Raw genomic sequence first — 26,883 nt, forward strand, 5'->3', positions numbered from 1 at the left:
TTACCGTCGAAGCATGGACGAGCGAATCACCGTCGAGGGATTCGATCCCCCGAAGAACTGGCGACACGGACCTGACGGCGACCTGGTCGACGTGCAGGGGTGGATCCACGCCCCCGTGGCGTGGGAGGGCGGTCCGCGCCTCGAGCGGGCCTGGCGGCAGCGACACGGTCGCTCGCGCCTGGGTGTCGGACTCGCGGTCGCCAACAACCCGCGCCGCCACATCCTGCTGACCAACGTGCCACCCGAGCTCGACTTCCTGCGGACCGAGCTGGAGTCGCTCATCGCGGAGGTGCTGGCCGCCGGCGACGACCACGAGCACGAGCCGAGCAGCTGAGTCTCCTCCTCTCCGGGCTGATGGGCCCGGAACGCCCGCGCGGGTGGCGGCTCGCCTCCTAGGGTGAGCCCATGAGCAGGGCGACGATCGTGACGGTCGACGACGACCCGATGGTGTCGGCTGCCATCACCCGTGACCTGCGCACCCGCTACGGCGCCGACTACCGGGTCGTGCGTGCGTCGTCGGGCGCCGAAGCCCTGGATGCCGTCACGCGCCTGCTGCTGCGCGACGAGCCGATCGCGCTCGTCTGTGCCGACCAGCGGATGCCGGGGATGTCGGGCATCGAGCTGCTGGGGCACGTGCGCCAGCAGGTGCCCGACGCAAAGCTCCTGCTGCTGACGGCGTATGCCGACACCGACGTCGCCATCACCGCGATCAACGAGATCGGCCTCGACCACTACCTGCTGAAGCCGTGGGACCCGCCCGACGAGCGGCTCTACCCCGTCGTCGACGACCTGCTCGGCGACTGGCGCCGTGGGCATCCCGAGCACACGTCGGACGTGCGCATCATCGGCCACCGCTGGTCCGAGCGAAGCCACGACCTCAAGACGTTCCTGGTGAGCAACCACGTGCCCTACCGCTGGTTCGATGTCGAGCGCGACGAGGAGGGCGCGAGGCTGGTCGCGCTCGCCGACGCCACCCCGGCAGACCTGCCCCTCGTGCTCGTGCCCGACGGCGAGACCCTGCGCTCGCCGACGATCCTCGAGCTCGCCGCGGCCATCGGGCTGCGCACGACGGCCGCCCGCGAGCTCTATGACGTGTGCATCGTCGGCGGCGGCCCGGCAGGTCTTGCCGCAGCGGTGTATGCCGCGTCGGAGGGTCTCAGCACCGTCGTCGTCGAGCAGTCGGCTCCGGGCGGCCAGGCAGGACAGAGCGCCTCCATCGAGAACTACCTCGGCTTCCCCCGCGGTCTGTCGGGTGCCGACCTCGCGGGTCGCGCGCTCGCCCAGGCGCGTCGCTTCGGGGCCGAGCTCGTGCTGGCCCGCGACGTCGTCGCGCTCGAGGCGCGCGGACCGGTCAGGGCGGTGCGCTTCGACGGCGGTGACATCGAGGCCCGAGCCGTCATCGTCGCCACGGGAGTCTCCTACCGCACCCTCGAGGCCGAGGGTCTCCCCGCGCTCATCGGTCGGGGTGTCTACTACGGCGCCAACGCGAGCGAGGCCGCCCAGTGCGAGGGCGACGAGGTCTACATCGTCGGCGCCGCCAACTCCGCCGGGCAGGCCGCGCTCAACATCGCCCGCCACGCCGCGCGGGTGCACCTCGTCGTGCGGGGCGCCGCCATCGAGGACACGATGTCCGAGTACCTCGTCGAGCGCATCCTGGCCTCGCCGACGATCGAGGTGCACCTGCGGACGGAGGTGGTGGCCGCCGCTGGAGACGGTCACCTCGAGCGTCTCACCCTCGCCGACCGCGACTCGGGCGAACGGGTGGAGGTGGACGCGAGCTGGCTCTTCGTCTTCATCGGGGCGTCGCCACGCACAGACTGGCTCGGCGACGAGATCGCCCGGGACGACAAGGGATTCGTCATCACGGGCAACGATCTCCGAGCCGTCGCCGCAGCGCCGGGCGGAGCTGCCCCTCGAGAGCCCTTCGCCCTCGAGACGAGCCTGCCCGGGGTCTTCGCGGCCGGTGACGTGCGCCTCGACTCGATGAAGCGAGTCGCGTCCGCGGTCGGCGAGGGCGCCATGTCGGTCTACTTCGTGCACCGTTACCTGGCCACGATCTGATGCACGCCGACGACCTCCGGCCACTGCCGATCTTTGCCGGGCTGAGCGACGACCAGCTGGGCGCCCTCCTCGATGCCGGCACCGTGGTCGCCATCGAGCCGGGCACGGCGTACTTCCGTGAGGGTGAGCACGCCGACCACTGGTGGGTGCTCGTCGACGGGGCGCTGGAGCTCGTGCGGCACATCGGCCGTGAGGACGTCGTCGTCGGTCGGATGGACCAGCCGGGCCGGTGGGCGGGAGGCTTCCGCGCGTGGGACGAGCACGGTGTCTACCTCGCCACCGCGCGTGGTGTCGCGGCGGGTCGCCTGCTGCGCGTTCCGGCCGACGACCTGCGTGAGCTGACCCATGCCTGGCTGCCCATGGCCGGACATCTCATCGCCGGCCTCCACGGGACGGCCCGCTCGATCGAGGCCACCGCGCGCCAGCGGGGGGCGCTCATCACGCTGGGCACCCTCGCGGCCGGACTGGCCCACGAGATCAACAACCCGGCCGCTGCCGCCTCGCGCGCGGCCGACGAGCTGACCTCCACGAGCGGCATGCTGCTGTCGTCGCTCGGTGCCATGGCGGGTGCGGGGATGACCCCCGAGCAGTTCAGCAGCCTCGACCGGCTGCGCCAGCAGGTCCAGCCGCCGACCACCCTGCAGGACCCCCTCGAGCTGTCCGACCGCGAGGAGGAGCTCGCCGAGTGGCTGGTCGGCCACGGGGTCGAGCAGCCGTGGGACATCGCCGCCGACCTCGCGGCCGCCGGGGTCGGCCGCGACTGGTGCGACCGGGCCGCGGCCGAGCTCGGGCCCGACGTGCTCGCTCCCTCGCTGCGCTGGGTGGCCAGCACGATCCGGGCGATGACTCTCCTCACGGAGGTGCGGGAGTCGACCCGTCGCGTCTCCGAGCTCGTCGCGGCGATCAAGTCCTACTCCCAGATGGACCGGGGGTCGCTGCAGAGCGTGGACGTGCGCCAGGGGCTCGAGAGCACCCTGCTGATCCTCGCTCCCAAGCTGCGGGGCGGGATCGTCGTCGAGCGTGACCTGGCCGACGACCTCCCGCTCATCGACGCCTACGAGGGCGAGCTCAACCAGGTGTGGACCAACCTCGTCGACAACGCCGTCGACGCCATGGACGGCTCTGGCACCCTGCGCCTCGGGGCGCGCCACGACGGCGACGAGGTCGTCGTCGAGGTGGCCGACACGGGGGAGGGGATGCCGCCAGAGGTGGTCGAGCGGGCCTTCGAGGCGTTCTACACGACGAAGCAGGTCGGCAAGGGCACGGGTCTCGGTCTCGACATCGCTCGCCGGATCGTCGTGGACCGTCACGGCGGCGTCATCGAGGTGGACTCCGAGCCGGGTCGCACCGTGCTCCGCGTGCGGCTGCCGCTCCGCCAGCGCTGACGGATCGCGTTCGGCTCGCTCGGGCGAGCCCCACCGGCCGCCATGCCTCCGGGGCTCGGGCCTGCTACCAGCCGCGGTCGCGCCACTCCTGCAGGTGCGGTCGCTCCGCCCCCAGCGTGCTGTCGTCGCCGTGGCCGGGATAGAACCACGTGTCGTCGTCGTAGACGTCGAAGACGCGGGCCGTCACGTCCTCGATGAGCGCGTCGAAGCTCTGGCCGGGCTGCTTGGTGTTGCCGATGCCGCCCGGGAAGAGACTGTCGCCGGTGAAGAGGTGGGTGCGGCCAGCACGGTCGTCGGCGTCGCGGTAGGCGAGAGCGATCGAGCCGGGAGTGTGCCCCCGCAGGTGCAGCACGTCGAGGGTCACCGCTCCGACCCCGACCGTGTCGCCCTGCCCGACGGCGTCGTCGACGGGGACCGGCAGGGCGTCGGCGTCGTCCCGTCCCGCGATGGTGCGCGCCCCCGTGGCAGCCACGACATCGGCCAGTGCACGCACGTGGTCCCAGTGCTGGTGGGTCGTCACGACCGCGTCGAGCCCGTCGCCGCCGGAGCGCACGAGGTGGAGCAGGGCGGGGGCGTCGTCGGCCGCGTCGATGAGCAGCTGCCTCCCCGTCTCGCGGCAGGTCAGCAGGTAGGCGTTGTTGGACATCTCCGAGACCGCGAGCTTGCGGATCGTCAGCCGCGGCAGCTCGCGGACGTCAGCCGGCCCACCGGGGGTCACGGCTCCCGTGTAGTCGTCGACAGGGTCGGTGGCGCTCGCGCCGGGGTCGGTCATGCTCAGCCTCCGAAGGGCAGGGTGGGTGGTGGGCCGTCGATGGTGACGTCGTCGGTGCGACCGCGGGCGACCCAGAGGAGCAGCCCGGCCGGGCTGCCCGTCACGAGGGTGGCACCGTCGCCGACGACGAACGCCTCGCCCCCCTCGGGTGTGGCCAGCCGCACCGACGGCGCCTCGTCGTCGGTGCTCAGGCGCTCGACCGCCTCGGCGAGGAAGAGGTCGACCAGCTCGGGCGCGACCCGGTCGAAGCGGAAGCACGCGTCGAGGTCGACGTGGTGGAAGACGAGCTCGCGCAGGCGCATGAACGGCACCCGGCCGACCGAGAGGGTCGGCCCACCCGGCACGCGCTCGACCATGACGTCGGCGTGCTCGGGTCCCAGTCCGGCGAGCTGCGGGGCGAGGCGCTCGGCGGACTCGAGGATGTCGGCGGCCTGGGCCGCAGCCGGGCGCCGGGCGCCGGCCTCGATCTCGTCGTCGCGAGCCTGCTGGGACGCATACATCGTGCCCGGCTCGCCGCTGAGCGCCACGGCACACACCCGGGAGAGGGCGTCGGCGTTGCGCGCGATGTGGGCGAGCACGTGACCCCGTGACCAGCCCGCGCAGAGCGACGGTGCGAGCACGGCGTCGTTGCGCAGCGAGGCCGCCGTCTCGACGACCCGCTCGGTCTCGGCCGCGATGTGCTCGGCAGTGACGTCAGTCCACCTCATGTCGCTCCTCCCTCGGTGCCCGGGCGGATGCCCGGCCTCCGCCCTCCTCGGCGAGGGCCAGGGCCGCGCCGACGAGAGCCAGGTGCGAGAACGCCTGCGGGTAGTTGCCGACCATGCGGCCCCCCACGGGGTCGTACTCCTCCGACAGCAGCCCGAGGTCGTTGGGGAGGCCGACGAGCCGATCCATGAGCGTCGTCGCCTCCTGCGACATACCCGCCCGTGCGTAGGCCGTGACGAGCCAGAAGGAGCAGGCGAGGAAGGGGTGCTCGTCGCCCGGCAGCCCGTCGACCCCGCTCTGGGTGCGGTAGCGCAGGACGAGGCCGTCGCGCAGCAGGTCCTGCTCGACCGCCCGGATCGTGCCGACCATGCGGGGGTCGTCACCGTCGACGAGCCCGATGGCGCTGAGGGTGAGCAGCGACGCGTCGACGTCGGTCGTGTCGTAGTGCTGCACGAAGGTGTTGCGGCCGGCGTCGTAGCCCTTGGTCAGCACCTCGTCGCGCACCTGCTCGCGCAGGGCGCGCCAGCGTTCGACGTGACCGGGCAGCCCGTGCTCCTCGACGCCGCGGATCGCCCGGTCGAAGGCGGCCCACACCATGGCGCGCGAGTGGGTGAAGTGCCGCAGCGGCCCGCGAATCTCCCACAGCCCGTTGTCGGGCTCGTCCCAGTGGTCGGCGAGGTGGTTGACGAGGGCGCACTGGAGGTTCCAGGAGTCGTCCGACTCCTGGAGCCCGCGGGAGCGGGCGTGCTCCAGCGCGATCATCACCTCGCCGAGCACGTCGGTCTGACGCTGCGACACGGCGGCGTTGCCGATGCGCACGGGCGACGACGCGGCATACCCCGGCAGGTGGGGGAGCTCCCGCTCGACGATGTCTCTCGCGCCGTCGACGCAGTAGAGGATCTGCATGTCCTCGGGGTCGCCGGCGACGGCGCGCAGCAGCCAGCCGCGCCACGACTCGACCTCGTGGAGGTAGCCGCAGCCGAGCAGCGCCTCGAGCGTCAGGGCGGCGTCGCGCAGCCAGCAGAAGCGGTAGTCCCAGTTGCGCACCCCGCCGAGGTCCTCCGGGAGGCTCGTCGTCGGCGCCGCGACGATGCCGCCGGTGACGCCGTGGCTGAGGATGCGCAGGACGAGCAGCGAGCGGGTGACGGCGTCGGCATAGGGCCCCGCGTAGGCGCTGCGGGCCGTCCACGACTGGCTGAGGCGCAGGGTGTGCTCGATGCGCGCCTCCACCTCGAGCGGCGGCGGCACCGGCTGGTGGCTCGGGAACCACGTCGTCGAGAAGGTCAGCACCTCGCCGGCGGTGACGTCGAACTCGTCGACGTGGTGACCGTCCTGGGCGTGGGGGAGACGCTGGCCGCGCAGCACGAGCATGTCGGGCCCCGCGATGGCGCTGATGACGTGGTCGGAGCGCCCCTCCCGGTCATCGAGCCGCCGCGTCACCCACGGGCGCGTGGTGCCGTAGCCGAGACGCACCACCCACTCGTGGACCATCCGGACCGAGCCCTCGAGACCCTCGACGCGCCGCAGCACGTCGGCGCGGCCGTCGGCGATCGGCATGAGGTCGGTCACGCGCACGGCGCCGGTGGAGGTGCGGTGCACCGTCTCGAGCACGAAGGACCCGTCGAGGTAGTGCCGCGTCGACACGGCCTCGTCGTCGGCCGGTCCGAGCAGCCAGCGGCCGTGCTCCGGGGTGCCCAGCAGGGCCGCGAAGCACGCGTGCGAGTCGAAGCGGGGCAGGCACAGCCAGTCGATGGACCCCCGCCGGCTGACGAGGGCGGCCGTGCCCAGGTCGCCGAGCACGGCATACTCCTCGATCGGCGTGGGCACGGGGTCGCGGCTCATGCGCCCTGAGTATGCCGTCCGGTGGCGTCCCAGCGGCCCCTTGCGCCCCTGCCGACGTCCGCCGGTTGTCGAGGGTCACGGCACTGTCGGAGGTCCCACCTAGCATGTCGGGGTGACTGTTACGCCCACCGGCTCCTCCCACTCACTCGTCGTCCGCGGCGCGCGCGAGCACAACCTCCGCGACATCTCGGTCGACCTGCCCCGCGACAGCCTGATCGTCTTCACCGGCCTCTCCGGCTCGGGCAAGTCCAGCCTCGCGTTCGACACGATCTTCGCCGAGGGCCAGCGGCGCTACGTCGAGTCGCTGTCGGCCTACGCCAGGCAGTTCCTCGGCCAGATGGACAAGCCCGACGTCGACTTCATCGAGGGCCTCTCGCCCGCGGTGTCCATCGACCAGAAGTCGACCAACCGCAACCCGCGCTCGACCGTCGGCACGATCACCGAGGTCTACGACTACCTCCGCCTGCTCTTCGCCCGTGCGGGCCGCCCGCACTGCCCCGTCTGCGGTGAGCCCGTGACCCGGCAGTCGCCGCAGCAGATCGTCGACCAGCTGCTCCTGCTGCCCGACCGCACCCGCTTCCAGGTGCTGGCCCCGGTCGTGCAGGGCCGCAAGGGCGAGTTCGTCGACCTCTTCGCCGAGCTGCAGACCAAGGGCTTCTCGCGCGCCCGGGTCGACGGCGAGGTCATCTCGCTCGCCGAGCCGCCCGCGCTCGAGAAGCAGCGCAAGCACACCATCGAGGTCGTCATCGACCGTCTCGTGGCCAAGGGCGACGACACCTCGGCCAAGCGCCGCCTCACCGACTCCGTCGAGACGGCCCTCGGGCTCGCCGGGGGCGTCGTCATCATCGACTTCGTCGACCGCGAGGCCAAGGCGGCCGACCGCGAGCGGCGCTACTCCGAGAAAATGGCCTGCCCCAACAACCACCCGCTCGGCATGGACGAGGTCCAGCCGCGGTCGTTCTCGTTCAACTCGCCCTTCGGCGCGTGCCCCGAGTGCACCGGCATCGGCACCGAGCTCGAGGTCGACCCCGAGCTGCTCGTGCCCGACGACGACCTCAGCCTCGCCGAGGGTGCCATCCAGCCGTGGGCCCAGGGGTCCGGCTCCGCCGAGTACTTCCAGCGGGTCATGACGGCGCTCGCCGAGGACATGAAGTTCTCGATGGACGCGCCCTTCCGGTCGCTGCCGGCGCGCGCCAAGGAGGCGCTGCTCCACGGCCAGAACTACAAGGTCCACGTCAAGTACAAGAACCGCTACGGCCGCGACCGCTCCTACACGACCGGCTTCGAGGGCGTCGTGCCCTTCATCAAGCGGCGGCACGGCGAGACCGACTCCGAGTGGAGCCGCGAGCGCTACGAGGGCTACATGCGCCAGGTGCCCTGCCCCGTCTGCAAGGGGGCCCGCCTCAAGCCCGAGTCGCTCGCGGTGCTCCTCGGCGGCAAGAACATCTCCGAGGTCTGCGCCCTCGCCATCAACGAGGCGGCCGGCTTCCTCGACACCGTCGACTTCACGGTGCGCGAGAAGCAGATCGCCGAGCGGGTCATCAAGGAGATCGACGCGCGGCTCGGCTTCCTGCTCGACGTCGGCCTCGACTACCTCTCGCTCGACCGGCCCGCGGGCACGCTCTCCGGTGGTGAGGCGCAGCGCATCCGCCTGGCCACGCAGATCGGCTCCGGCCTCGTCGGCGTCCTCTACGTCCTCGACGAGCCCTCGATCGGGCTGCACCAGCGCGACAACCACCGGCTCATCGAGACGCTCACCCGGCTGCGCGACCTCGGCAACACGCTCATCGTCGTCGAGCACGACGAGGACACCATCGCCTCGGCCGACTGGGTCGTCGACATCGGCCCCGGTGCCGGGGAGCACGGCGGCCACGTCGTCTACTCCGGAGCGGTCAAGGGCCTGCTCGAGCACCCCGAGTCCGTGACCGGCATGTATCTCTCCGGTCGCCGCGAGATCCCGACGCCCGACGTGCGCCGCGGTCACGACGGTCGTCAGATCACCGTCACCGGAGCCCGCGAGAACAACCTCCAGAACGTCTCGGTCGACTTCCCGCTCGGCAACCTCGTGGCGGTCACGGGCGTCTCGGGGTCGGGCAAGTCCACGCTGGTCAACGACATCCTCTACAACGTGCTCGCCAACAAGCTCAACGGCGCGCGGCACGTGCCGGGCCGGCACAAGACGGTCACCGGCCTCGAGCAGCTCGACAAGGTCGTCCACGTCGACCAGAGCCCGATCGGACGCACCCCCCGATCCAACCCGGCGACCTACACCGGCGTCTTCGACAACATGCGCAAGCTCTTCGCCGAGACGACGGAGGCCAAGGTGCGCGGCTACCAGCCGGGCCGCTTCTCCTTCAACGTCAAGGGTGGTCGCTGCGACGCGTGCTCCGGCGACGGAACGATCAAGATCGAGATGAACTTCCTGCCCGACGTCTACGTGCCCTGCGAGGTGTGCCACGGGGCGCGCTACAACCGCGAGACGCTGGAGGTGCACTTCAAGGGCAAGACGATCTCCGACGTGCTCGACATGCCGATCGAGGAGGCCGCCACGTTCTTCGAGGCGGTGCCCGCGATCGCGCGCCACCTGCGGACCCTCAACGACGTCGGCCTCGGCTACGTGCGCCTCGGTCAGCCGGCACCGACGCTCTCCGGCGGTGAGGCCCAGCGCGTCAAGCTCGCGAGCGAGCTCCAGAAGCGCTCCACCGGTCGCACCATCTACGTCCTCGACGAGCCGACGACGGGTCTGCACTTCGAGGACATCCGCAAGCTCCTCGACGTGCTGCAGGGGCTCGTCGAGAAGGGCAACACCGTCATCGTCATCGAGCACAACCTCGACGTGATCAAGAACGCCGACTGGATCATCGACATGGGTCCCGAGGGCGGCTCGCGCGGTGGTGTGGTCATCGCCGAGGGCACCCCCGAGGACGTCGCCGACGTCGAGGCCAGCCACACCGGTCGCTACCTCAAGCCGATCCTCGAGCGCACGGCGCGCACGACGACCCGCACGCCGGCAGGCCGGGGCGGCACAGCAGGCTCCCAGCGACCCGACGGGGCTCGCACCACCACCTCGGCGAGGATCGCCCCACCGGCCGGCACCAAGACCGGCACCAAGACCGGCACGAAGGCCGGTGCCAAGACCGGCACCAAGGCCGATGCTCAGACGTTGGGCACGACAGGTGCCCCGGCGAGTGGCAGGACCAGCACCACGGCAAGCAGTCGCGCACGAGGAGGTGCCACCACTGCCGCCGCCAAGAAGACCACGTCGAGCACGACCGTCCGCAAGACGAGGTCCACGAGCACGACGACCCGGAAGAGGAACGCATGACAGAGCGCACGCACTCCAGCACCACCGAGCCGACGACCAGCACCTCCCTCCCCGATGACAGCGCCGAGACCGACACGGCCGCGCGGGTGGCCCGCCTGACCGATCGACGCGGCGTCCTGCGGGCTGCGGGCGTCGTCGTCGGGGCCGGGGCCCTGGCCGCCTGCAGCAGCCCGCCGGTGCCGGAGGCACCGGCAGGAGGGTCCTCCAGCTCCGCGGCGGCAACGTCCTCGGCGACGTCGTCGGCCACCGCGACCGCGTCCGAGACGAGCGCCGCGACCACGGCGGCCGCCGGCGGCACCCCGATCTCGGAGATCCCGGTCGGCAGCGGCAAGATCTTCGCCGACACCAAGACGGTCGTGACGCAGCCGACGGCCGGCACGTTCAAGGCCTTCGACGCGGTCTGTCCGCACGAGGGCTGCACCGTCGCGTCGTTCGAGGGCAGCGAGATCGTCTGCCCGTGCCACCAGAGCCACTTCGACTCCACCACCGGAGACCGAGTGTCCGGGCCGGCCCCGACGGGGCTCGCGCCCAAGACGATCACCGTCACCGGAGACAGCTTCACGGTCTCCTGAGCACCAGCACCTCCCCGTATGCCGTCCGGTCGGCGCCGCCTGCGTGGCCGGCCGGGCGGCCCCCGCGGGTGGATTGCCACGGGGCCCGGACGGCATACGCCCGTGGTGCCCTCACCCGCGACGGGCGGGCTGCACCGATCGTCGGAACAGCCAGCCGGCGGCCCCGAAGAGCGTCACGTACATCGCGGTGAGCCCGAGGATCTCGGGGACGGATGCGCCCGGCGTGTCCTGGAGGCCGGCGATGAGCGCGATCACGGCCACCACGAGCAGGGCGGCCACGGTCGCCGCCATGGTCAGCGCCATGCCGCGGGGGCGTAGCCGCGCGCGCACCGAGCCCACCAGGGCCACCCCGGCGACCCCGACGTAGAGCAGGTCCTGCCGGCCGCCCGAGCCGATCACGCCGAGGGCGCCGATCATCCACAGCAGCAGCACCGTCGAGCCGAGGGCCAGGGCGAGCGCGGCGCGGTAGGTGCTTCGGGTGATCGGCATGCTGTCCTCCTGGTGGACGGGCGGGGGGAGCGAGGCGCCACGGCCTGCTCTCGAGACGCTAGGCGTCACCGTGCGAGGAGGAGGTGCTGCTGGCGTGCAGATGGTGTGCAGATCTTGGCCGGGCCGGGTGCGGGAAGGGCTGTCGGCGGGCCGACATAGGGTGGATGCGTGGCCGACCCGAGGAGCTATCGTCCCAAGCCGGGCGAGATCCCGACCGATCCAGGGGTCTACCGCTTCCGCGACGGCCACGGGCGGGTCATCTACGTCGGCAAGGCCAAATCCCTTCGGCCCCGGCTGTCCTCGTACTTCCAGGACATCACCGCGCTGCACCCGCGCACGGCGACGATGGTCACCACCGCCGCGTCGGTCGAGTGGACCGTCGTGCGCACCGAGGTCGAGGCGCTCCAGCTCGAGTACTCCTGGATCAAGGAGTTCGACCCTCGCTTCAACGTCAAGTACCGCGACGACAAGTCCTACCCGTTCCTCGCGGTGACGATGGGTGAGCAGTTTCCCCGCGCCCAGGTGATGCGCGGCGCCAAGCGCAAGGGGACGCGCTACTTCGGCCCCTACGGCCACGCCTGGGCGATCCGCGAGACCCTCGACCTCCTGCTGCGCGTCTTCCCGGTGCGCACCTGCTCGTCCGGCGTCTTCAAGCGGGCGGCAGCCAGCGGCCGCCCCTGCCTGCTCGGCTACATCGACAAGTGCTCCGCGCCCTGCGTGGGGCGGGTGACCGCGGAGGAGCACCGGGCGATCGCCGACGACTTCTGCGACTTCATGACCGGCAACACGACCCGCTTCGTCAAGCGCCTCGAGACCCGCATGCGGGACGCCGCGGCCGAGCTCGACTTCGAGCAGGCCGCCCGGCTGCGCGACGACATCGGCGCACTGAGCAAGGCTCTCGAGAAGCAGGCCGTCGTGCTCGGGGACGCCACCGACGCCGACGTCTTCGCCCTCGCCGACGACGACCTCGAGGCCGCGGTGCAGGTCTTCCACGTGCGCGGGGGCCGCATCCGGGGCCAGCGCGGCTGGGTCGTCGAGAAGGAGAGCGAGGACCTGCCCTCCCTCGTCGAGCACCTCCTGCTGCAGGTCTACGGCGACGCCGAGCGCGAGAGCGTCCCGCGCGAGGTGCTCGTGCCGTTCGAGCCCTCCGACGTCGACGCCGTCACCGAGTGGCTGTCGGCGGTGCGCGGGTCCGCGGTCAGCGTGAGGGTGCCGCAGCGCGGCGACAAGCGCACCCTGATGGAGACGGTGCGCCGCAACGCCGAGCAGTCCCTCGCCCGGCACAAGGTGGCGCGTGCCGGAGACCTCACCCTGAGAAGCCTCGCGCTCCAGGAGCTGCAGGACTACCTCGAGCTCGACGAGGCACCGCTGCGCATCGAGTGCTACGACGTCAGCCACGTGCAGGGCACCAACGTCGTCGCGTCGATGGTCGTCTTCGAGGACGGGCTCGCCCGCAAGAGCGAGTACCGCCGCTTCATCGTGCGTGGCGCTGCGCCCGCCGGGCCCGGCGATGAGCCGGTCACCGTCGACGACACCGCCGCCATGCGCGAGGTGCTGACCCGACGGTTCCGGCGCTACCTCGAGGACGCCGAGGGCACGGGCGATCTCGACCTGTCGACCGGCGTCGTCAGCGACGGTCCCGCGTCCGGTGCCCAGGGGACAGCTGAATCGCACGGCGGAGAGGGCGGTGACGACGGCACGGACTCGGACGCCGATCCGGACCGCCCGACCTCGGGGCCGATCGACCCCGAGACGGGGCGGCCACGGCGCTTCGCCTACCCGCCGAGCCTTGTCGTCGTCGACGGCGGACTGCCGCAGGTCAACGCCGCGCAGGCCGTGCTCGACGAGCTCGGCATCGAGGAGGTCGCCCTCGTCGGGCTCGCCAAGCGACTCGAGGAGGTCTGGCTGCCCGGCCTCGACCACCCGGTGATCCTGCCGCGCACGAGCGAAGGCCTCTACCTGCTGCAGCGCCTGCGTGACGAGGCCCACCGCTTCGCCATCACCTTCCACCGCCAGCGCCGGTCCAAGGCGATGACGACGAGCCAGCTCGACGGCATACCCGGTCTGGGCGCGAGCCGCCAGAAGGCGCTCCTGCGGCACTTCGGGTCGGTCAAACGCCTCCGCCAGGCAGAGGCCGCCGACATCATGGCGGTCCCCGGAATCGGACCCTCGCTTGCCACGGCCATCGCGACCCACTTGGCTGAGGGTGCACCGCCGGAGCCAGCCGTGAACCTCACGACGGGAGAAGTTCTCGAATGACCACCGACCCCACGCCGACGCCACGCCGGTCGCTGGCCGACGCGCCCATCGTCATCGTCACCGGCATGAGCGGTGCCGGGCGCTCGACGGCCGCCAACGTGCTCGAGGACCTCGGCTGGCTCGTCGTCGACAACCTGCCGCCGCAGCTGCTCTCGGCGCTGGCCGACCTGCGCGACGAGGCCCGCGAGCGCAACCCCGACGCCGCCATGCAGCAGGTCGCCGTCGTCGTCGACGTGCGTTCGCGCGGCTGGTTCGGCATGCTCTCCGACGCCATCGCCGCAGCCCGCGACCGCGGGGAGCACCCGAGTCTGGTCTTCCTCGACGCGACCGACGAGGCACTCGTCCGCCGCTTCGAGAGCGTGCGCCGACCCCACCCGCTGCAGGCCGACGGCCGCCTCCTCGACGGCATCCAGCTGGAGCGCACGATGCTCGTCGACCTGCGCTCGAGCGCCGACGTCGTCATCGACACCTCCGGTCTCAACGTGCACCAGCTGACGGCCAAGCTGTCGTCGCTCTTCGCCGGCGACCGCCGGGCCCAGCTGCGCATCGCCGTGATGTCCTTCGGTTTCAAGTACGGCCTGCCGCTCGACGCCGACGTCGTCTTCGACATGCGCTTCCTGCCCAACCCCTTCTGGGTGCCCGAGCTGCGGCCGCTCACCGGGCGAGACGAGCCGGTGGCCGAGTTCGTGATGGCCCAGCCCGGCGCCGAGGAGTTCCTCGACCGCGCGTCCGACCTGCTCGCGACGATGATCGAGGGCTACGTGCGTGAGGGCCGCCGCTACGTCACGGTGGCCGTCGGGTGCACGGGCGGCAAGCACCGCTCGGTCGCGACCGCCGAGGCGCTGAGCACCCGGCTGGCCCGCACCGACCGGGTCGACACGTTCGTCGTCCACCGCGACCTCGGGCGTGAGTGAGACCGGACCGACGACGCCCGTGACCCCTCCGCCTCCAGCTCCGCCGCCTCCGCCGCCACCCCCGCCGGGGCCTCTGGTCCCCGACCACCACCGCAGCATCGTCGCTCTCGGTGGCGGCCACGGCCTGTCGGCAGCACTGACCGCGTTGCGCCTGCTCACCGACAGTGTGACCGCCGTCGTCACCGTCGCCGACGACGGCGGGTCGAGCGGCCGACTGCGCGAGGAGTTCGACGTCCTGCCACCCGGCGACCTGCGCATGGCACTGTCGGCGCTCTGTGACGACAGCGACTGGGGCCACACCTGGCGCGACGTGCTGCAGCACCGCTTCTCGGGCGAGGGCGACCTCGCCGGGCACGCCCTCGGCAACCTCATGATCGTCTCGATCTGGGAGCTGCTCGGCGACACCGTCAAGGGCCTCGACCTCGTCGGACGCCTGCTGGGTGCCCGGGGCCGGGTGCTGCCGATGGCGGGGGAGCCCTTGCAGATCGTCGCCGAGATCCGCGGTCACGACCCGGAGCGTCCCGACGAGACGATCGAGGTGCGCGGGCAGCACCGGGTCGCGTCGTCACCCGGCATCGTCTCCTCGATCGGCATCCTGCCCACCTGCCCGACCCCCTGCCAGGAGGCCATCGACGCCGTCGCGCGGGCCGACTGGGTGATGCTCGGGCCCGGCTCGTGGTTCACCTCCGTGATGCCACACCTGCTGGTGCCCGACCTCGCCGACGCCCTCGTCGCCACGAAGGCGCGCCGGCTGCTCAACCTCAACCTCGAGGTGCACAAAGGCGAGACCCGCGACTTCCGCGCCGAAGACCACCTCGCGTCGTTCGCCGGCAACGCACCCGACCTGCGCCTCGACTACGTGCTCGCCGACCCGAGCGTCGTGCCCGACGTGCCGGCCCTGCGCGTCGCAGCCGCCAAGCTCGGGGCCGAGCTCGTCGTCGCCCCGGTCGAGGCCCGGCGCCACCCCGGAGTGCACGACCCGCTACGCCTCGCCGCGGCGCTGCGCGACGTCATCGCCTGAGGTCTCACACCGACGCTCGGCGCGAGGGTGCTTGATGAGGGTGGCAGGATGAGCGGCATGGCGATGACAGCGAAGGTGAAGGACGAGCTCTCGAGACTCGAGGTCACCAAGCCCTGTTGTCGCAAGGCCGAGGTCTCGACGATGCTGCGTTTCGCGGGCGGGCTGCACATGATCGGCGGCCAGATCGTCGTCGAGGCCGAGCTCGACACCGCCAACTCCGCGCGTCGCCTCCGCCGCAACATCACCGAGGTCTACGGCCACCGCAGCGACGTGCTCGTGCTCGCCGCCGGCGGACTGCGCCGGGGGTCTCGCTACGTCGTGCGCATCGTCGAGGACGGCTCGACGCTGGCCCGGCAGACCGGTCTCGTCGACGGCCGCGGCCGCCCCGTGCGCGGCCTGCCCCCCAAGGTCGTCAGCGCCTCCACGTGCGACTCCGAGGCGGCCTGGCGCGGCGCCTTCCTCGCCCACGGCTCGCTCACCGAGCCCGGCCGGTCATCAGCGCTGGAGGTGACCTGCCCCGGTCCGGAGGCGGCCCTCGCGCTCGTCGGCGCGGCGCGACGGCTCGGCATCCAGGCCAAGGCTCGTGAGGTGCGCGGGGTCGACCGCGTCGTCATCCGTGACGGTGACGCGATCGGCGCCCTGCTCACCCGACTCGGCGCCCACGACGCCGTGATGGCCTGGGAGGAGCGGCGGATGCGCCGTGAGGTGCGCGCGACCGCCAACCGCCTCGCCAACTTCGACGACGCCAACCTGCGCCGGTCCGCGCGCGCCGCGGTGGCGGCCGGTGCTCGGGTCGAGCGCGCCATGGAGATCCTCGGCGACGAGATCCCCGACCACCTGCGCGAGGCGGGCACCCTCCGGCTCGAGCACAAGCAGGCGAGCCTCGAGGAGCTGGGCCAGCTCGCCCAGCCGCCGATGACCAAGGACGCCGTGGCGGGCCGCATCAGGCGGCTGCTCGCGATGGCCGACAAGCGCGCCGAGGAGCTCGGCGTCGCCGGCACCGAGTCGAGCCTCACCCAGGACATGCTCGAGAGCTGAGCGGGCCGCGGTGTCGCCCGCGGCACGCCTGCACCCGGGGTGAGCGGCCGCTCACCAAGCCCTGAGACTTGCGACTCGCCCGCAGAGCCGACGCACTAGGGTGGACGTGATCGAGGCCACCCGACGTCGCGTGGTCCCAGGTCTGACACACCGTCCGACACAGTCTCACCCGAAGAGGTGCTCAGCAGTGACCGTTCGCGTTGGTATCAACGGCTTTGGCCGCATCGGCCGCAACTTCTTCCGAGCCGTCCTGGCATCCGGAGCCGACATCGAGGTCGTCGCCACGAACGACCTCATGGACAACAAGACCCTCGCCCACCTGCTCAAGTACGACTCCATCCTGGGTCGTTTCCCCGGCGAGGTCACCCACGACGAGACCTCGATCATCGTGGACGGCAAGGCAATTCGCGTCTTCGAGGAGCGCGACCCGGCCGCGATCGACTGGGCCGGAGTCGGCGCCGACGTCATCATCGAGTCCACCGGCTTCTTCACCGACGCGCAGAAGGCCAAGGCGCACATCGACGGTGGTGCCAAGAAGGTCATCATCTCGGCGCCGGCCAAGAACGAGGACATCACGATCGTGATGGGCGTCAACCACGAGCTCTACGACCCGGCCGCCCACACCGTCATCTCCAACGCCTCGTGCACGACGAACTGCCTCGCGCCGATGGCCAAGGCCCTCAACGACGAGTTCGGCATCGTCAAGGGCCTCATGACGACGATCCACGCCTACACGCAGGACCAGAACCTCCAGGACGCGCCGCACAAGGACCTGCGCCGGGCCCGCGCCGCCGCCCTCAACATCGTGCCGACGACCACCGGCGCGGCCAAGGCCGTGGCCCTCGTGCTGCCCGAGCTCAAGGGCAAGCTCGACGGCTACGCGCTCCGCGTCCCGGTGCCGACCGGCTCCGCCACCGACCTCACCTTCGAGGCCAGCCGCGAGACGACCGTCGAAGAGGTCAACGCCGCCGTCAAGGCCGCCGCTGAGGGCCCGATGAAGGGCTTCCTCGTCTACACCGAGGACGAGATCGTCTCCAAGGACATCGAGACCGACCCGGCATCGTGCATCTTCGACGCCGGCCTCACCAAGGTGATCGGCAACCAGGTCAAGGTCGTCGGCTGGTACGACAACGAGTGGGGCTACTCCAACCGCCTCGTCGACCTCGTCAACCTCGTCGGCAAGTCGCTCTGACGCGCTCGGCCACCGTCCCGGCAGCTGCCGGGGCGGTGGCCGCCGCCATATCTCCAGACCCATCCCGCTACCGGAAGAGGCAGACCGCGTGAAGACGACCGGTGACCTCGGGGACCTGCGCGGCAAGCGCGTCCTCGTCCGCTCCGACCTCAACGTGCCGCTCGACGGCACGACCATCACCGACGACGGCCGCATCCGCGCGTCGGCCCCGACGATCAAGAGCCTCGCCGACGCCGGCGCGCGCGTCATCGTCTGTGCGCACCTCGGTCGCCCCAAGGGCGCGCCGGAGGCCAAGTACTCCCTCGCGCCCGTCGCCGACCGCCTCGGCGAGGTGCTCGGCACCCCCGTCGTCTTCGCCGACGACACGGTCGGCGAGGACGCCCAGGCCAAGGCTGCCGCGCTCGAGGACGGCCAGGTGCTGCTGCTCGAGAACCTCCGCTTCAACGCCGGCGAGACGGCCAAGACCGATGAGGACCGCGCTGAGTTCGCGGGCCAGCTCGCTTCTCTCGCAGACGTGTTCGTCTCCGACGGCTTCGGCGTCGTGCACCGCAAGCAGGCGTCCGTCTATGACGTGGCCCGCCTCCTGCCGCACGCCACGGGTGACCTCGTCTCGACGGAGGTCGACGTGCTGCGCCGCCTCACCAAGGACCCCGAGCGTCCGTATGCCGTCGTGCTCGGCGGCGCGAAGGTGTCCGACAAGCTCGGCGTCATCGGCAACCTGCTCGGCACGGCCGACCGTCTCCTCATCGGTGGCGGCATGGTCTTCACCTTCCTCGCGGCCCAGGGGCACGAGGTCGGCAAGAGCCTGCTCGAGGCCGACCAGATCGACACGGTCAAGGGCTACCTCGAGCGCGCCGAGAAGGAGGGCGTCGAGATCGTTCTGCCGGTCGACGTCGTGGCTGCCGACGCGTTCAGCGCCGACGCCGCCCACGACATCGTCGCGGCCGACGCGATCCCGGCCGACCGCATGGGCCTCGACATCGGTCCGGAGTCCAGCCGGCTCTTCGCCGAGAAGCTCTCCGACTGCCGCACCGTCTTCTGGAACGGCCCCATGGGTGCCTTCGAGATGGAGCCGTATGCCGCGGGCACCAAGGCGCTCGCCCAGGCCCTTGTCGACGTGACGTCCGCCGGCGCGCTGACCGTCGTCGGCGGCGGCGACTCCGCCGCAGCCGTGCGCCAGCTCGGCTTCGAGGACTCCGACTTCGGCCACATCTCGACCGGTGGCGGGGCGAGCCTCGAGTACCTCGAGGGCAAGGAGCTGCCCGGTCTCACGGTCCTCGAGGAGGATGACGCCTGATGGCGAAGAACACCCCCGCGCCCACGAGCGGCCGCGTGCCGCTCATGGCCGGCAACTGGAAGATGAACCTCGACCACCTGCAGGGCACCCATCTCGTGCAGAAGCTCGACTGGACCCTGCGCGACGCCAAGCACGACTACTCCGCCGTCGAGGTCGCCGTGCTGCCTCCCTACACCGACCTGCGGTCGGTGCAGACCCTCGTCGAGGGCGACAAGCTCGAGCTGAGGTACGGCGCCCAGGACCTGTCCCCGCACGCCTCCGGCGCCTACACGGGTGACATCTCAGGCGCCTTCCTCAAGAAGCTCGGCTGCACCTACGTGTGCATCGGCCACAGCGAGCGGCGCGAGGGTCACGGCGAGACCGACGAGATCGTCGCGGCCAAGGTCAAGGCGGCCTACGCCCACGACCTCACGCCGATCCTCTGCTGCGGCGAGGCCCTCGACGTGCGCAAGGAGGGCCGCCAGGTCGAGCACGTGGTGGCGCAGCTGCGCGCCGCGCTCGACGGTGTGTCCAAGGAGCAGGTCGCCTCAATCGTCATCGCCTACGAGCCCATCTGGGCCATCGGCACCGGCGAGGTCGCGACCCCGGAGGACGCGCAGGAGGTCTGCGCGGCGATCCGCACGCTGCTAGCCGAGCTCTACAGCGGCGACGTCGCGGACGGCATACGCGTGCTCTACGGCGGCAGCGTGAAGTCGGGCAACGTCGCGGCGATCATGTCGCAGGAGGACGTCGACGGCGCCCTCGTCGGCGGAGCCTCGATCGACCCGGCCGAGTTCGCGTCGATCTGTCGCTACCGCGACCACCTCGCCACGAGCTGAGTTTCCCGACCCCTGCACGACCGCGCTGCGCCTCGGGCCCCCGGCCCGCGGCGCAGCGTTCGGTCGATCGGGCAGGGGGAAGGTATCCTTGCCCGAGCCCCGGTAGCGATGCCGTGTGGCTGATGACGTCCCGACGATTTGGAGTGACCACGTGGATGCGGTTCGCATCGCCCTGCAGGTCCTGCTGGTGCTGTCCAGCCTGGTCCTGACCCTCTTCATCCTGCTGCACAAGGGCAAGGGGGGTGGCCTCTCCGACATGTTCGGTGGAGGCATGTCGACCTCGCTCGGTGGCTCGTCGGTGGCCGAGCGCAACCTTGACCGTTTCACCGTGGCCGTGGCCGCGGTGTGGGCGACGGCCATCATCGGACTGGGCCTGCTGGCCCGGTTCGCGAGCTGAGAGGACGACACCATGGCGAGCGGTAACGCGATTCGCGGAAGTCGGGTCGGCGCCGGCCCCATGGGCGAGGCGGAGCGCGGCGACGCCGCTCCCCGCGTCCACATCTCCTACTGGTGCTCCAACGGGCACGAGACGCGGCCGAGCTTCGCGCAGGAGCCCGGCATGGTGCTGCCCGAGACGTGGGACTGCCCGCGCTGCGGCTTCCCCGCGGGCCAGGACAAGGAGAATCCTCCCGCCCCGCCGAAGGTCGAGCCCTACAAGACGCACCTGGCCTACGTGAAGGAGCGGCGCAGCGACGCCGACGGCGCGGCCATCCTCGACGAGGCCCTCAGCACCCTGCGTGAGCGCGGCCTCATCCAGTGACCTGACGGTCCGCCACACCACCTGCACACGACGAAGGGCCCGGGAGATCCTCCCGGGCCCTTCGTCCTGTCGTTCAGGTGGTGATGTCGTGCAGGCACCAGCCGGTATGCCGCCCGGTGCCGTCGTCAGCGCAGGGCCGCGGCCGCGTCGGCGTCGACCAGCCACAGGGTGGCGTCGCTGCCCCGTGGGCCTGCCGCCGGCACGTCCCAGCGGTCGGCGCCCGGTGCGAGCGCCGCAGCGACCGACTCGGCCTTGTCGGTGCCGGCCACGAGGAACCACACCTCGTGGCTGCGGTCGAAGCACTCGAAGGTGAGGCTCACCCGGTCCGGCGGCGGCTTGGGGGAGTCGTGCACCGCGACGGCGATCGCGTCGGTCTGCCGCTGCGCCGGGTGGTGCGGGAAGAGCGATGCGACGTGCCCGTCGGGGCCGACTCCGAAGAGCACGACGTCCCAGGCCTTCTGGCCGTGCTCGCGGATCGTCTGCCCGTAGGCCTCCGCGCTGGCCTCGGCGCTCTCGGACGCGTCGGGCCCGGCGACCCGGTGCACCTTGTCCGGGTCGAGCCCCAGTGCGGCGAGGCCGGCCTCGTCGTTCTGGGTGTCGTTGCGCTCGGGGTCACCGGCCGGGAGATAGCGCTCGTCGCCCCACCAGACCCGCACCCGCGACCAGTCGACGGCTGAGCGGCCCGGCGTGCGGGCCACGGAGGCGATGATCGCCGAGCCCATCGACCCACCGGTGAGGGCCACCTGGGCCTCCGGGCTGCGGGTCTGCGCGTCGACCAGGGCCGTCACGAGACGGGCCGCCGCGGCGTCGGCCAACGACTGCTTGTCGGGGTGGACGACCACCCGCGGCTCGTCGGTCACGAGGTCGCCTTGCTCGTCGCGGCCTTTGTGGTGGTGGCCTTCTTCTCGGTGGCCTTCTTGGTGGTGGCCTTCTTCGCGGCCGCGGCCTTCTTCGGTGCGGCCTTCTTCGTCGCAGCCTTGGTGGTCGTGGACGACGTGGACGCCGCCTCCTGGCGCGCCTTCTCGGCCTGCTTCTCGCGGGGGGTGCGCTTGCCGGCGAGCTTGCGCACCGTGGCGGCCCGCACCTGCTCGGTCTCGGCGTGCTCCGGCGCGGGCGGCGCCGTGATCATCGCGCTGGCCTCCTTGGCCGACACGTCACGGCCGAGGCGCGCCGCGAGACGCCGCGACTCCGCCGGGTCGGGCGCCTTGCCGGCCTTCGCCGCCGCAGCAGCGGTGAGGCGCACCGGCTGGAGCGCCTCGAGACCGTGCAGCAGGGCGTCCTCGTAGGCGTCGTCGGGGTCGAGCCGGCGCAGCTCGTCGGCAAGGCACTCGGGCACCTCGCGACGCGGCAGGCTGATGCGACGGTCGGGCTGTCCGGCCTGCGAGAGCGTGGCGACGGCGTCGCCAGGACGCACGAGGTCGATCGGCCCGCTCTTGCGGTCGAGCCGCACCGAGCTGATGCCCGAGCCGCGTGGCGTCGAGACCCGGTGCACGGGCACCTTGAGGCGGCGCTGGAGCCACGCGGCCAGCAGGTCCGACGAGGGCGAGTCAGGCGCGCCACTGACGACGGCGCTCGTGATCGGCTCGTAGGGCGGCTGGTCGAGGGCCGCGGCCAGCAGGCCACGCCACCGGGTGAGGCGGGTCCACGACAGGTCGGTGTCGCCGGGGGCGTAGGTGACGGCGCGCTTCTTGAGCATGGCGCGCGGGTTGCGGTGCTGGGCGGCGTCGGTGATGCGACGCTGGGCCATCGCGCCGATCGGGTCCCGGCCCACGTCGGCCGGGGCCTCGCCCGGCCACCACGCGACGATCGGCGAGTCGGGCAGCAGCAGCGGCACGACGACGCTCGGACCGTGGTTGGCGAGGGCGCCGTAGAGGCGCAGCACGACGATCTCGCTCGCACCCGCATCGCCGCCCAGACGGATCTGGGCGTCGAGACGGTTGCGACCCCGACGGTCGCCGGGGATGACGACGATGATGCGGCAGGGGTGCTGCCGGCTCGCCTGGTTGGCCACGTCGATGGCCGTGCCGGCGTCGATGTCCTCGACGACCACGACGAGGGTGAGCACGCGTCCCAGTGCCATCGCGCCGACCTCGTTGCGGAGGCGGACGAGCGTCTTGCTGATGCCCGTCGTCGTGGTGTCGGTCAGGTCGCGGATCACGGCATCCTCCACGTGCGTCCGTCGCGTTCGAGCATCCGGTCGGCCGAGGCCGGCCCCCAGGTGCCCGCGACATACTGCTCGGGCTTGCCCGCCTTGGCCCAGTGCCTCATGAGCGGGTCGAGGATCCGCCATGACGACTCGACCTCCTCGTGCCGCGGGAAGAGCGGCGGGTCCCCGAGCAGGACGTCGAGGATGAGTCGCTCGTAGGCCTCGGGCGAGGCCTCGGTGAACGAGGAACCGTAGCCGAAGTCCATCGTCACGTCGCGCACCTCCATCTGCGCACCGGGGACCTTGGAGCCGAAGCGGATCGTCACGCCCTCGTCGGGCTGCACCCGTATGACGATGGCGTTCTGGCCGAGCTCCTCCGTCGCCGTGTGCTCGAACGGCAGGTGCGGGGCGCGCTTGAAGACGACCGCGATCTCGGTGACCCGCTTGCCGAGCCGCTTGCCGGTGCGCAGGTAGAAGGGGACGCCGGCCCAGCGACGCGTGTCGACCTCGAGGGTGACGGCGGCGAAGGTCTCGGTGGTCGAGGCCTTGTCGACACCGTCCTCCTCGAGGTAGCCGACGACCTCCTCGGCGCCCTGCCACCCGCCGGCATACTGCCCGCGGGCGGCGCCCTTGTCGAGGTCGGCGGGCAGTCGGACGGCCGACAGCACCTTCTCCTTCTCGGCGCGCAGGTCCTTGGCGTCGAAGGAGACGGGCTCCTCCATTGCCGTGAGGGCAAGCAGCTGCAGGAGGTGGTTCTGGATGACGTCGCGCGCGGCACCGATGCCGTCGTAGTAGCCGGCGCGCCCGCCGATGCCGATGTCCTCGGCCATGGTGATCTGCACGTGGTCGACGTAGTTGGCGTTCCACACCGGCTCGAAGAGCTGGTTGGCGAACCGCAGGGCGAGGAGGTTCTGCACCGTCTCCTTGCCGAGGTAGTGGTCGATGCGGAAGACGGAGTCGGGCGGGAAGACACCCTCGACGATCTCGTTGAGCTCCTGGGCGCTCTCGAGGTCGTGACCGAAGGGCTTCTCGATGATGACGCGTCGCCAGCTGTCGCCCTCGGCCGTCGTCAGGCCGCAGCGCTCGAGCTGCTCGCACACCGTGGCGAAGAAGCCCGGTGGGATCGAGAGGTAGAAGGCGTGGTTGCCCCCGGTGCCGCGGTCCTCGTCGAGCTCGTCGACCGTCTTGGCGAGCAGGTCGAAGGCAGCGGGGTCATCGAACGTGCCGGGCACGAAGCGGAAGCCCTCGGAGAGGTTGCGCCACACGTCCTCGCTGAAGGGCGTGCGCGCGTGCTGCTTGACGGCGTCATGGACGACCTGACCGAAGTCCTGGGTGGCCCAGTCGCGCCGCGCGAAGCCGACGAGCGAGAAGCCCGGCGGCAGCAGTCCCCGGTTGGCGAGGTCGTAGATGGCGGGCATGAGCTTCTTGCGGGCGAGGTCGCCCGTCACTCCGAAGAGGACGAGACCGCACGGACCGGCGATGCGGGGCAGGCGCTTGTCCTGAGCGGTGCGGAGGGGGTTCTCCCCGTGGGCGATTCGCGCCGGGGTCATCCACGCCCTCCCCGCGACAGCGCGGCCTCGACCTGGGCCAGACCGGCGTCGTGGTCGGTCAGGTGCAGGCGCAGGACCGGGCGGTCGTGGTCGGCGAGCACCTGGGCGTCGCCGCCGGCCTGCGACGCGATGAAGTCGCCGAAGGTGAACTCCCGTCCGGGGATCGGGAGGTCCTGGCCCGGGGCCGTGGTGATCTGCACGTAGACCCCCACGGCGGGTCCGCCCTTGTGGAACTGCCCCGTCGAGTGGAGGAAGCGGGGCCCCCAGCCGAAGGTCGTCGGGCGACCGGTGCGCTCGGCAACCGCGGCGCGCACGTCGGCGAGCGACGCGTCACCGAGCCGGTCGAGGTAGGCCATGATCGCGATATAGCCGCGCTCGGGGTCGAGCTGCCCCAGCAGCGCGTCGAGCGCCTCGGGCACGGTCGAAGCCGAGCCCAGCCAGTCGCCGCCCATGGCGCGGATCTCGACCGAACCGTCGGTGGCCGAAGGCTCCTCGCTCGCGGCGGCGCCCTGGTCGAGGAGGGCACGGGCGGCCTTCTTGGCCGACTCGACGTCGGGCTGGTCGAAGGGGTTGATGGAGAGCAGGCGCCCGGCGACCGCGGTCGCCGCCTCCCACAGGAGCAGCTGCGCACCGAGCGCGCCGCTGACCCGCACGTCGTCACCCGAGGCGACCGTGTCGTCGTCGACGGGCACGAGCCGGGCCACGAGCACGTCAGCGGCGGGCGAGCGCACCTCGGGCGCGTCACCGCCCTCGACGACGACGGGCAGCACGCCGGTGCCGTCCTTGCCGGTGGACTCGGCGATGAGCTGCTCGGCCCAGTCGGCGAAGCCGATGATGCCGGAGCCCTCGTCGACCAGCACGAGCTTGTCGCGCAGGGGCTCCGTGCCGGCCATCGCCGCACCGAGGCGCAGTGCAGGGTTGGCCTCGTCGTCCTCGGCGAGCAGGTCGGCGACCGACTCGGCCTCGTCGAGCAGGGCGCCGACGTCCACACCCGCGAGGCCGCTCGGCACGAGACCGAAGGCGGTCAGCGCGCTGTAGCGGCCACCCACGTCGGGGTCGGCGTTGACGACGCGGTAGCCCTTGGCCCGCGACTCCTCGTCGAGCGGGCTGCCCGGGTCGGTGACGATGACGATGCGGGTGGCGGGGTCGATGCCGGCGTCGCCGAACGCACCTTCGTAGGCGCGGCGCTGCGAATCGGTCTCGACCGTGGAGCCGGACTTGCTCGAGACGACGACGACGGTGTGCTCGAGGTCGTCGCCGAGCGCACGTCGGACGTAGCCGGGGTCGGACGAGTCGAGCACGACGAGGTCCTTGCCCGCGGTGGCGCAGATGACCTCGGGAGCGAGGGAGGACCCGCCCATGCCGCAGAGCACGACGTGGGTGAGGCCGCGGCTCGCGAAGTCGTCGCGCAGCGCGTCGATCTCACCCACGAGCGGCCGTGAGGAGCGGGGGAGTCCGACCCACGAGAGTCGCACGCGTGACTCGGGCTCGGCCTCGGGCCCCCACAGCGTGGCGTCCTGCGCAAAGAGCTTGCCGGCCACGCCGTCGGCGACGAGCACCGGCACGTGCCGCGAGATGGCGTCGGCCGCGGCGCCGGAGGCGCTCACCGACAGCGAGCTCATGCCGAGACCTTCGACATCTCGGCAGTCACGCCGTCGAGGAGCTCACCCCAGGCCTTCTCGAACTTGTCGACGCCCTCGTCCTCGAGCTGCTGGACGACCTCGGTGTAGGAGACGCCGATGCGCTCCAGGTCGTCGAGGACGTTGCTCGCCTGCTCGTAGCCACCGGTCACCGTGTCGCCGTGGATGTCGCCGTGGTCGGCGGTCGCCTCGAGCGTCGCGCCCGGCATCGTGTTGACGACATCGGCGGCGACGAGCTCGGTGACGTAGAGGGTGTCGGGGTAGGCCGGGTCCTTGACCCCCGTCGACGCCCACAGCGGGCGCTGCGGGTTGGCGCCCTCGTCGGCGAGCGAGCCCCAGCGCGGGGTCGAGAAGACCTCCTCGAAGGCCTGGTAGGCCAGCCGGGCGTTGGCCACACCGGCCTTGCCCTTGAGGCCACGGGCCTCGCTCGTGCCGATCGCGTCGAGGCGCTTGTCGATCTCGCTGTCGACGCGTGAGACGAAGAAGGAGGCGACGGAGTGGATCGTGGAGAGGTCCTTGCCGGCCGCGTGAGCCTTCTCGAGGCCCTCGAGGTAGGCGTTCATCACGGCGCGGTAGCGTTCGAGCGAGAAGATCAGGGTCACGTTGACGCTGATGCCCTCGGCGATCGTCGCGGTGATGGCCGGCAGGCCGGCCTTGGTCGCGGGGATCTTGATGAGGACGTTCTCGCGGTCGACGGCGGCGTGCAGCTGCTTGGCCTGGGCGACGGTCTGCTCGGTGTCGTGCGCGAGCCGCGGGTCGACCTCGATCGACACCCGTCCGTCGACGCCGCCGGACGACTGGTAGATCGGCAGGAAGATGTCGCACGCCTCGCGGACGTCCGACGTCGTCAGCTCGAAGACGACCTCCTCGACGTCCTTGCCGGCGGCCGTCAGGGTGGCGAGGTCGGCGTTGTAGCGGTCACCCTTGGACAGCGCCGCCTGGAAGATCGAGGGGTTGGACGTGAGGCCGACGACGTTGCGCTCCTTGACGAGGTCGGCGATCTTGCCGGTCTCGAGCAGCTCGCGCGACAGGTCGTCGAGCCAGATGGAGACGCCGGCGTCGGAGAGGGCCTGGGTGTTCGGGTTGGACATGCTGTG

The 26,883-nt window shown here is 71.6% G+C and carries 23 protein-coding genes; 14 read left to right on the forward strand and 9 right to left on the reverse strand.

The window, feature by feature from the left end; genetic code table 11:
• Window positions 1-13: 13 nt before the first annotated feature.
• The 3 genes from LG278_RS10205 to LG278_RS10215 all read left to right on the forward strand — a co-directional run bounded on the left by LG278_RS10205 (window position 14) and on the right by LG278_RS10215 (window position 3,446).
• Window positions 14-334, forward strand: a complete 321-nt coding sequence (locus LG278_RS10205) for a hypothetical protein (RefSeq protein ID WP_404393459.1) — start codon at window positions 14-16, stop codon at window positions 332-334.
• Window positions 335-405: 71 nt separating this feature from the next.
• The gene (locus tag LG278_RS10210; protein WP_404393461.1) at window positions 406-2,061 is read left to right on the forward strand and encodes an FAD-dependent oxidoreductase; all 1,656 of its coding nucleotides are present in this window, start codon (window positions 406-408) and stop codon (window positions 2,059-2,061) included.
• Window positions 2,061-3,446 (forward strand): sensor histidine kinase, encoded by a 1,386-nt coding sequence (locus tag LG278_RS10215; protein WP_404393463.1) that lies wholly within the window; start codon window positions 2,061-2,063, stop codon window positions 3,444-3,446. Before LG278_RS10210 ends, LG278_RS10215 begins: the two co-directional genes overlap by 1 nt.
• Window positions 3,447-3,510: 64 nt before the next feature.
• Here LG278_RS10215 and LG278_RS10220 read toward each other — a convergent pair whose 3' ends face one another.
• Genes LG278_RS10220 through LG278_RS10230 form a run of 3 tightly spaced genes read right to left on the reverse strand, consistent with a single transcriptional unit; the run spans window position 3,511 to window position 6,765 of the window.
• Window positions 3,511-4,218: an MBL fold metallo-hydrolase gene (locus LG278_RS10220; protein WP_404393464.1), complete on the reverse strand. Its 708-nt coding sequence runs from the start codon at window positions 4,216-4,218 to the stop codon at window positions 3,511-3,513.
• Between the two features lie 2 nt (window positions 4,219-4,220).
• Window positions 4,221-4,925, reverse strand: coding sequence for a maleylpyruvate isomerase family mycothiol-dependent enzyme (locus LG278_RS10225; RefSeq protein WP_404393466.1), 705 nt, complete (start codon window positions 4,923-4,925; stop codon window positions 4,221-4,223).
• Window positions 4,912-6,765 carry a glycoside hydrolase family 15 protein gene (locus tag LG278_RS10230; RefSeq protein ID WP_404393467.1) on the reverse strand — a complete coding sequence of 618 codons (1,854 nt, stop codon included), beginning with the start codon at window positions 6,763-6,765 and terminating at the stop codon, window positions 4,912-4,914. The genes LG278_RS10225 and LG278_RS10230 overlap by 14 nt, the downstream gene beginning before the upstream one ends.
• A gap of 112 nt (window positions 6,766-6,877) precedes the next feature.
• On the opposite strand from LG278_RS10230, the gene uvrA reads away from it, so the two are divergent.
• Both uvrA and LG278_RS10240 read left to right on the forward strand, forming a co-directional pair.
• Window positions 6,878-10,090 (forward strand): excinuclease ABC subunit UvrA, encoded by a 3,213-nt coding sequence (gene uvrA / locus LG278_RS10235; protein ID WP_404393469.1) that lies wholly within the window; start codon window positions 6,878-6,880, stop codon window positions 10,088-10,090.
• Window positions 10,087-10,662, forward strand: coding sequence for a Rieske (2Fe-2S) protein (locus tag LG278_RS10240; RefSeq protein WP_404393470.1), 576 nt, complete (start codon window positions 10,087-10,089; stop codon window positions 10,660-10,662). The genes uvrA and LG278_RS10240 overlap by 4 nt, the downstream gene beginning before the upstream one ends.
• Before the next feature lie 111 nt (window positions 10,663-10,773).
• On the opposite strand, the gene LG278_RS10245 is transcribed toward LG278_RS10240, so the two are convergent.
• On the reverse strand, window positions 10,774-11,151 hold the full coding sequence (locus LG278_RS10245; RefSeq protein WP_404393472.1) for a hypothetical protein: 378 nt from the start codon (window positions 11,149-11,151) through the stop codon (window positions 10,774-10,776).
• Between the two features lie 168 nt (window positions 11,152-11,319).
• On the opposite strand from LG278_RS10245, the gene uvrC reads away from it, so the two are divergent.
• The 9 genes from uvrC (at window position 11,320) to LG278_RS10290 (ending at window position 20,450) form a co-directional block, all read left to right on the forward strand.
• On the forward strand, window positions 11,320-13,410 hold the full coding sequence (gene uvrC / locus LG278_RS10250; protein ID WP_404393474.1) for an excinuclease ABC subunit UvrC: 2,091 nt from the start codon (window positions 11,320-11,322) through the stop codon (window positions 13,408-13,410).
• Window positions 13,407-14,324: an RNase adapter RapZ gene (gene rapZ / locus LG278_RS10255; RefSeq protein WP_404393476.1), complete on the forward strand. Its 918-nt coding sequence runs from the start codon at window positions 13,407-13,409 to the stop codon at window positions 14,322-14,324. Before uvrC ends, rapZ begins: the two co-directional genes overlap by 4 nt.
• A gap of 73 nt (window positions 14,325-14,397) precedes the next feature.
• Window positions 14,398-15,345, forward strand: a complete 948-nt coding sequence (gene yvcK, locus LG278_RS10260; protein ID WP_404393607.1) for a uridine diphosphate-N-acetylglucosamine-binding protein YvcK — start codon at window positions 14,398-14,400, stop codon at window positions 15,343-15,345.
• Between the two features lie 57 nt (window positions 15,346-15,402).
• On the forward strand, window positions 15,403-16,383 hold the full coding sequence (gene whiA / locus LG278_RS10265; protein WP_404393477.1) for a DNA-binding protein WhiA: 981 nt from the start codon (window positions 15,403-15,405) through the stop codon (window positions 16,381-16,383).
• Window positions 16,384-16,570: 187 nt separating this feature from the next.
• Entirely contained in the window at window positions 16,571-17,575 is a 1,005-nt protein-coding gene (gap, locus tag LG278_RS10270) for a type I glyceraldehyde-3-phosphate dehydrogenase (RefSeq protein ID WP_404393479.1), read from the forward strand.
• Between the two features lie 88 nt (window positions 17,576-17,663).
• Complete coding sequence (locus LG278_RS10275; protein WP_404393481.1) at window positions 17,664-18,872, forward strand: phosphoglycerate kinase; 1,209 nt, start codon at window positions 17,664-17,666, stop codon at window positions 18,870-18,872.
• The gene (tpiA, locus tag LG278_RS10280; RefSeq protein WP_404393483.1) at window positions 18,872-19,690 is read left to right on the forward strand and encodes a triose-phosphate isomerase; all 819 of its coding nucleotides are present in this window, start codon (window positions 18,872-18,874) and stop codon (window positions 19,688-19,690) included. Before LG278_RS10275 ends, tpiA begins: the two co-directional genes overlap by 1 nt.
• Window positions 19,691-19,841: 151 nt before the next feature.
• Window positions 19,842-20,087, forward strand: a complete 246-nt coding sequence (gene secG, locus LG278_RS10285) for a preprotein translocase subunit SecG (RefSeq protein WP_141822052.1) — start codon at window positions 19,842-19,844, stop codon at window positions 20,085-20,087.
• 12 nt (window positions 20,088-20,099) lie between these two features.
• Entirely contained in the window at window positions 20,100-20,450 is a 351-nt protein-coding gene (locus LG278_RS10290; protein ID WP_141845591.1) for an RNA polymerase-binding protein RbpA, read from the forward strand.
• A 125-nt stretch (window positions 20,451-20,575) separates the two neighbouring features.
• Here the strand turns inward: LG278_RS10290 and pgl are convergent, their stop codons facing one another.
• From pgl to tal, 5 genes are read right to left on the reverse strand one after another with little or no spacing between them, the layout of a single operon-like run.
• Complete coding sequence (pgl, locus tag LG278_RS10295) at window positions 20,576-21,310, reverse strand: 6-phosphogluconolactonase (RefSeq protein WP_404386762.1); 735 nt, start codon at window positions 21,308-21,310, stop codon at window positions 20,576-20,578.
• A complete protein-coding gene (locus LG278_RS10300) occupies window positions 21,307-22,608 on the reverse strand; it encodes a glucose-6-phosphate dehydrogenase assembly protein OpcA (protein ID WP_404386764.1) in 1,302 nt (433 codons plus the stop codon). The genes pgl and LG278_RS10300 overlap by 4 nt, the downstream gene beginning before the upstream one ends.
• Window positions 22,605-24,146, reverse strand: coding sequence for a glucose-6-phosphate dehydrogenase (zwf, locus tag LG278_RS10305; protein ID WP_404386766.1), 1,542 nt, complete (start codon window positions 24,144-24,146; stop codon window positions 22,605-22,607). The genes LG278_RS10300 and zwf overlap by 4 nt, the downstream gene beginning before the upstream one ends.
• Window positions 24,143-25,768: a glucose-6-phosphate isomerase gene (locus tag LG278_RS10310; protein ID WP_404386768.1), complete on the reverse strand. Its 1,626-nt coding sequence runs from the start codon at window positions 25,766-25,768 to the stop codon at window positions 24,143-24,145. The genes zwf and LG278_RS10310 overlap by 4 nt, the downstream gene beginning before the upstream one ends.
• A complete protein-coding gene (gene tal, locus LG278_RS10315; RefSeq protein ID WP_404386770.1) occupies window positions 25,765-26,877 on the reverse strand; it encodes a transaldolase in 1,113 nt (370 codons plus the stop codon). The genes LG278_RS10310 and tal overlap by 4 nt, the downstream gene beginning before the upstream one ends.
• Window positions 26,878-26,883 lie beyond the last annotated feature (6 nt).

This window comes from Humibacillus xanthopallidus, assembly GCF_044793955.1.
Classification (GTDB): Bacteria; Actinomycetota; Actinomycetes; order Actinomycetales; family Dermatophilaceae; genus Humibacillus; species Humibacillus xanthopallidus_C.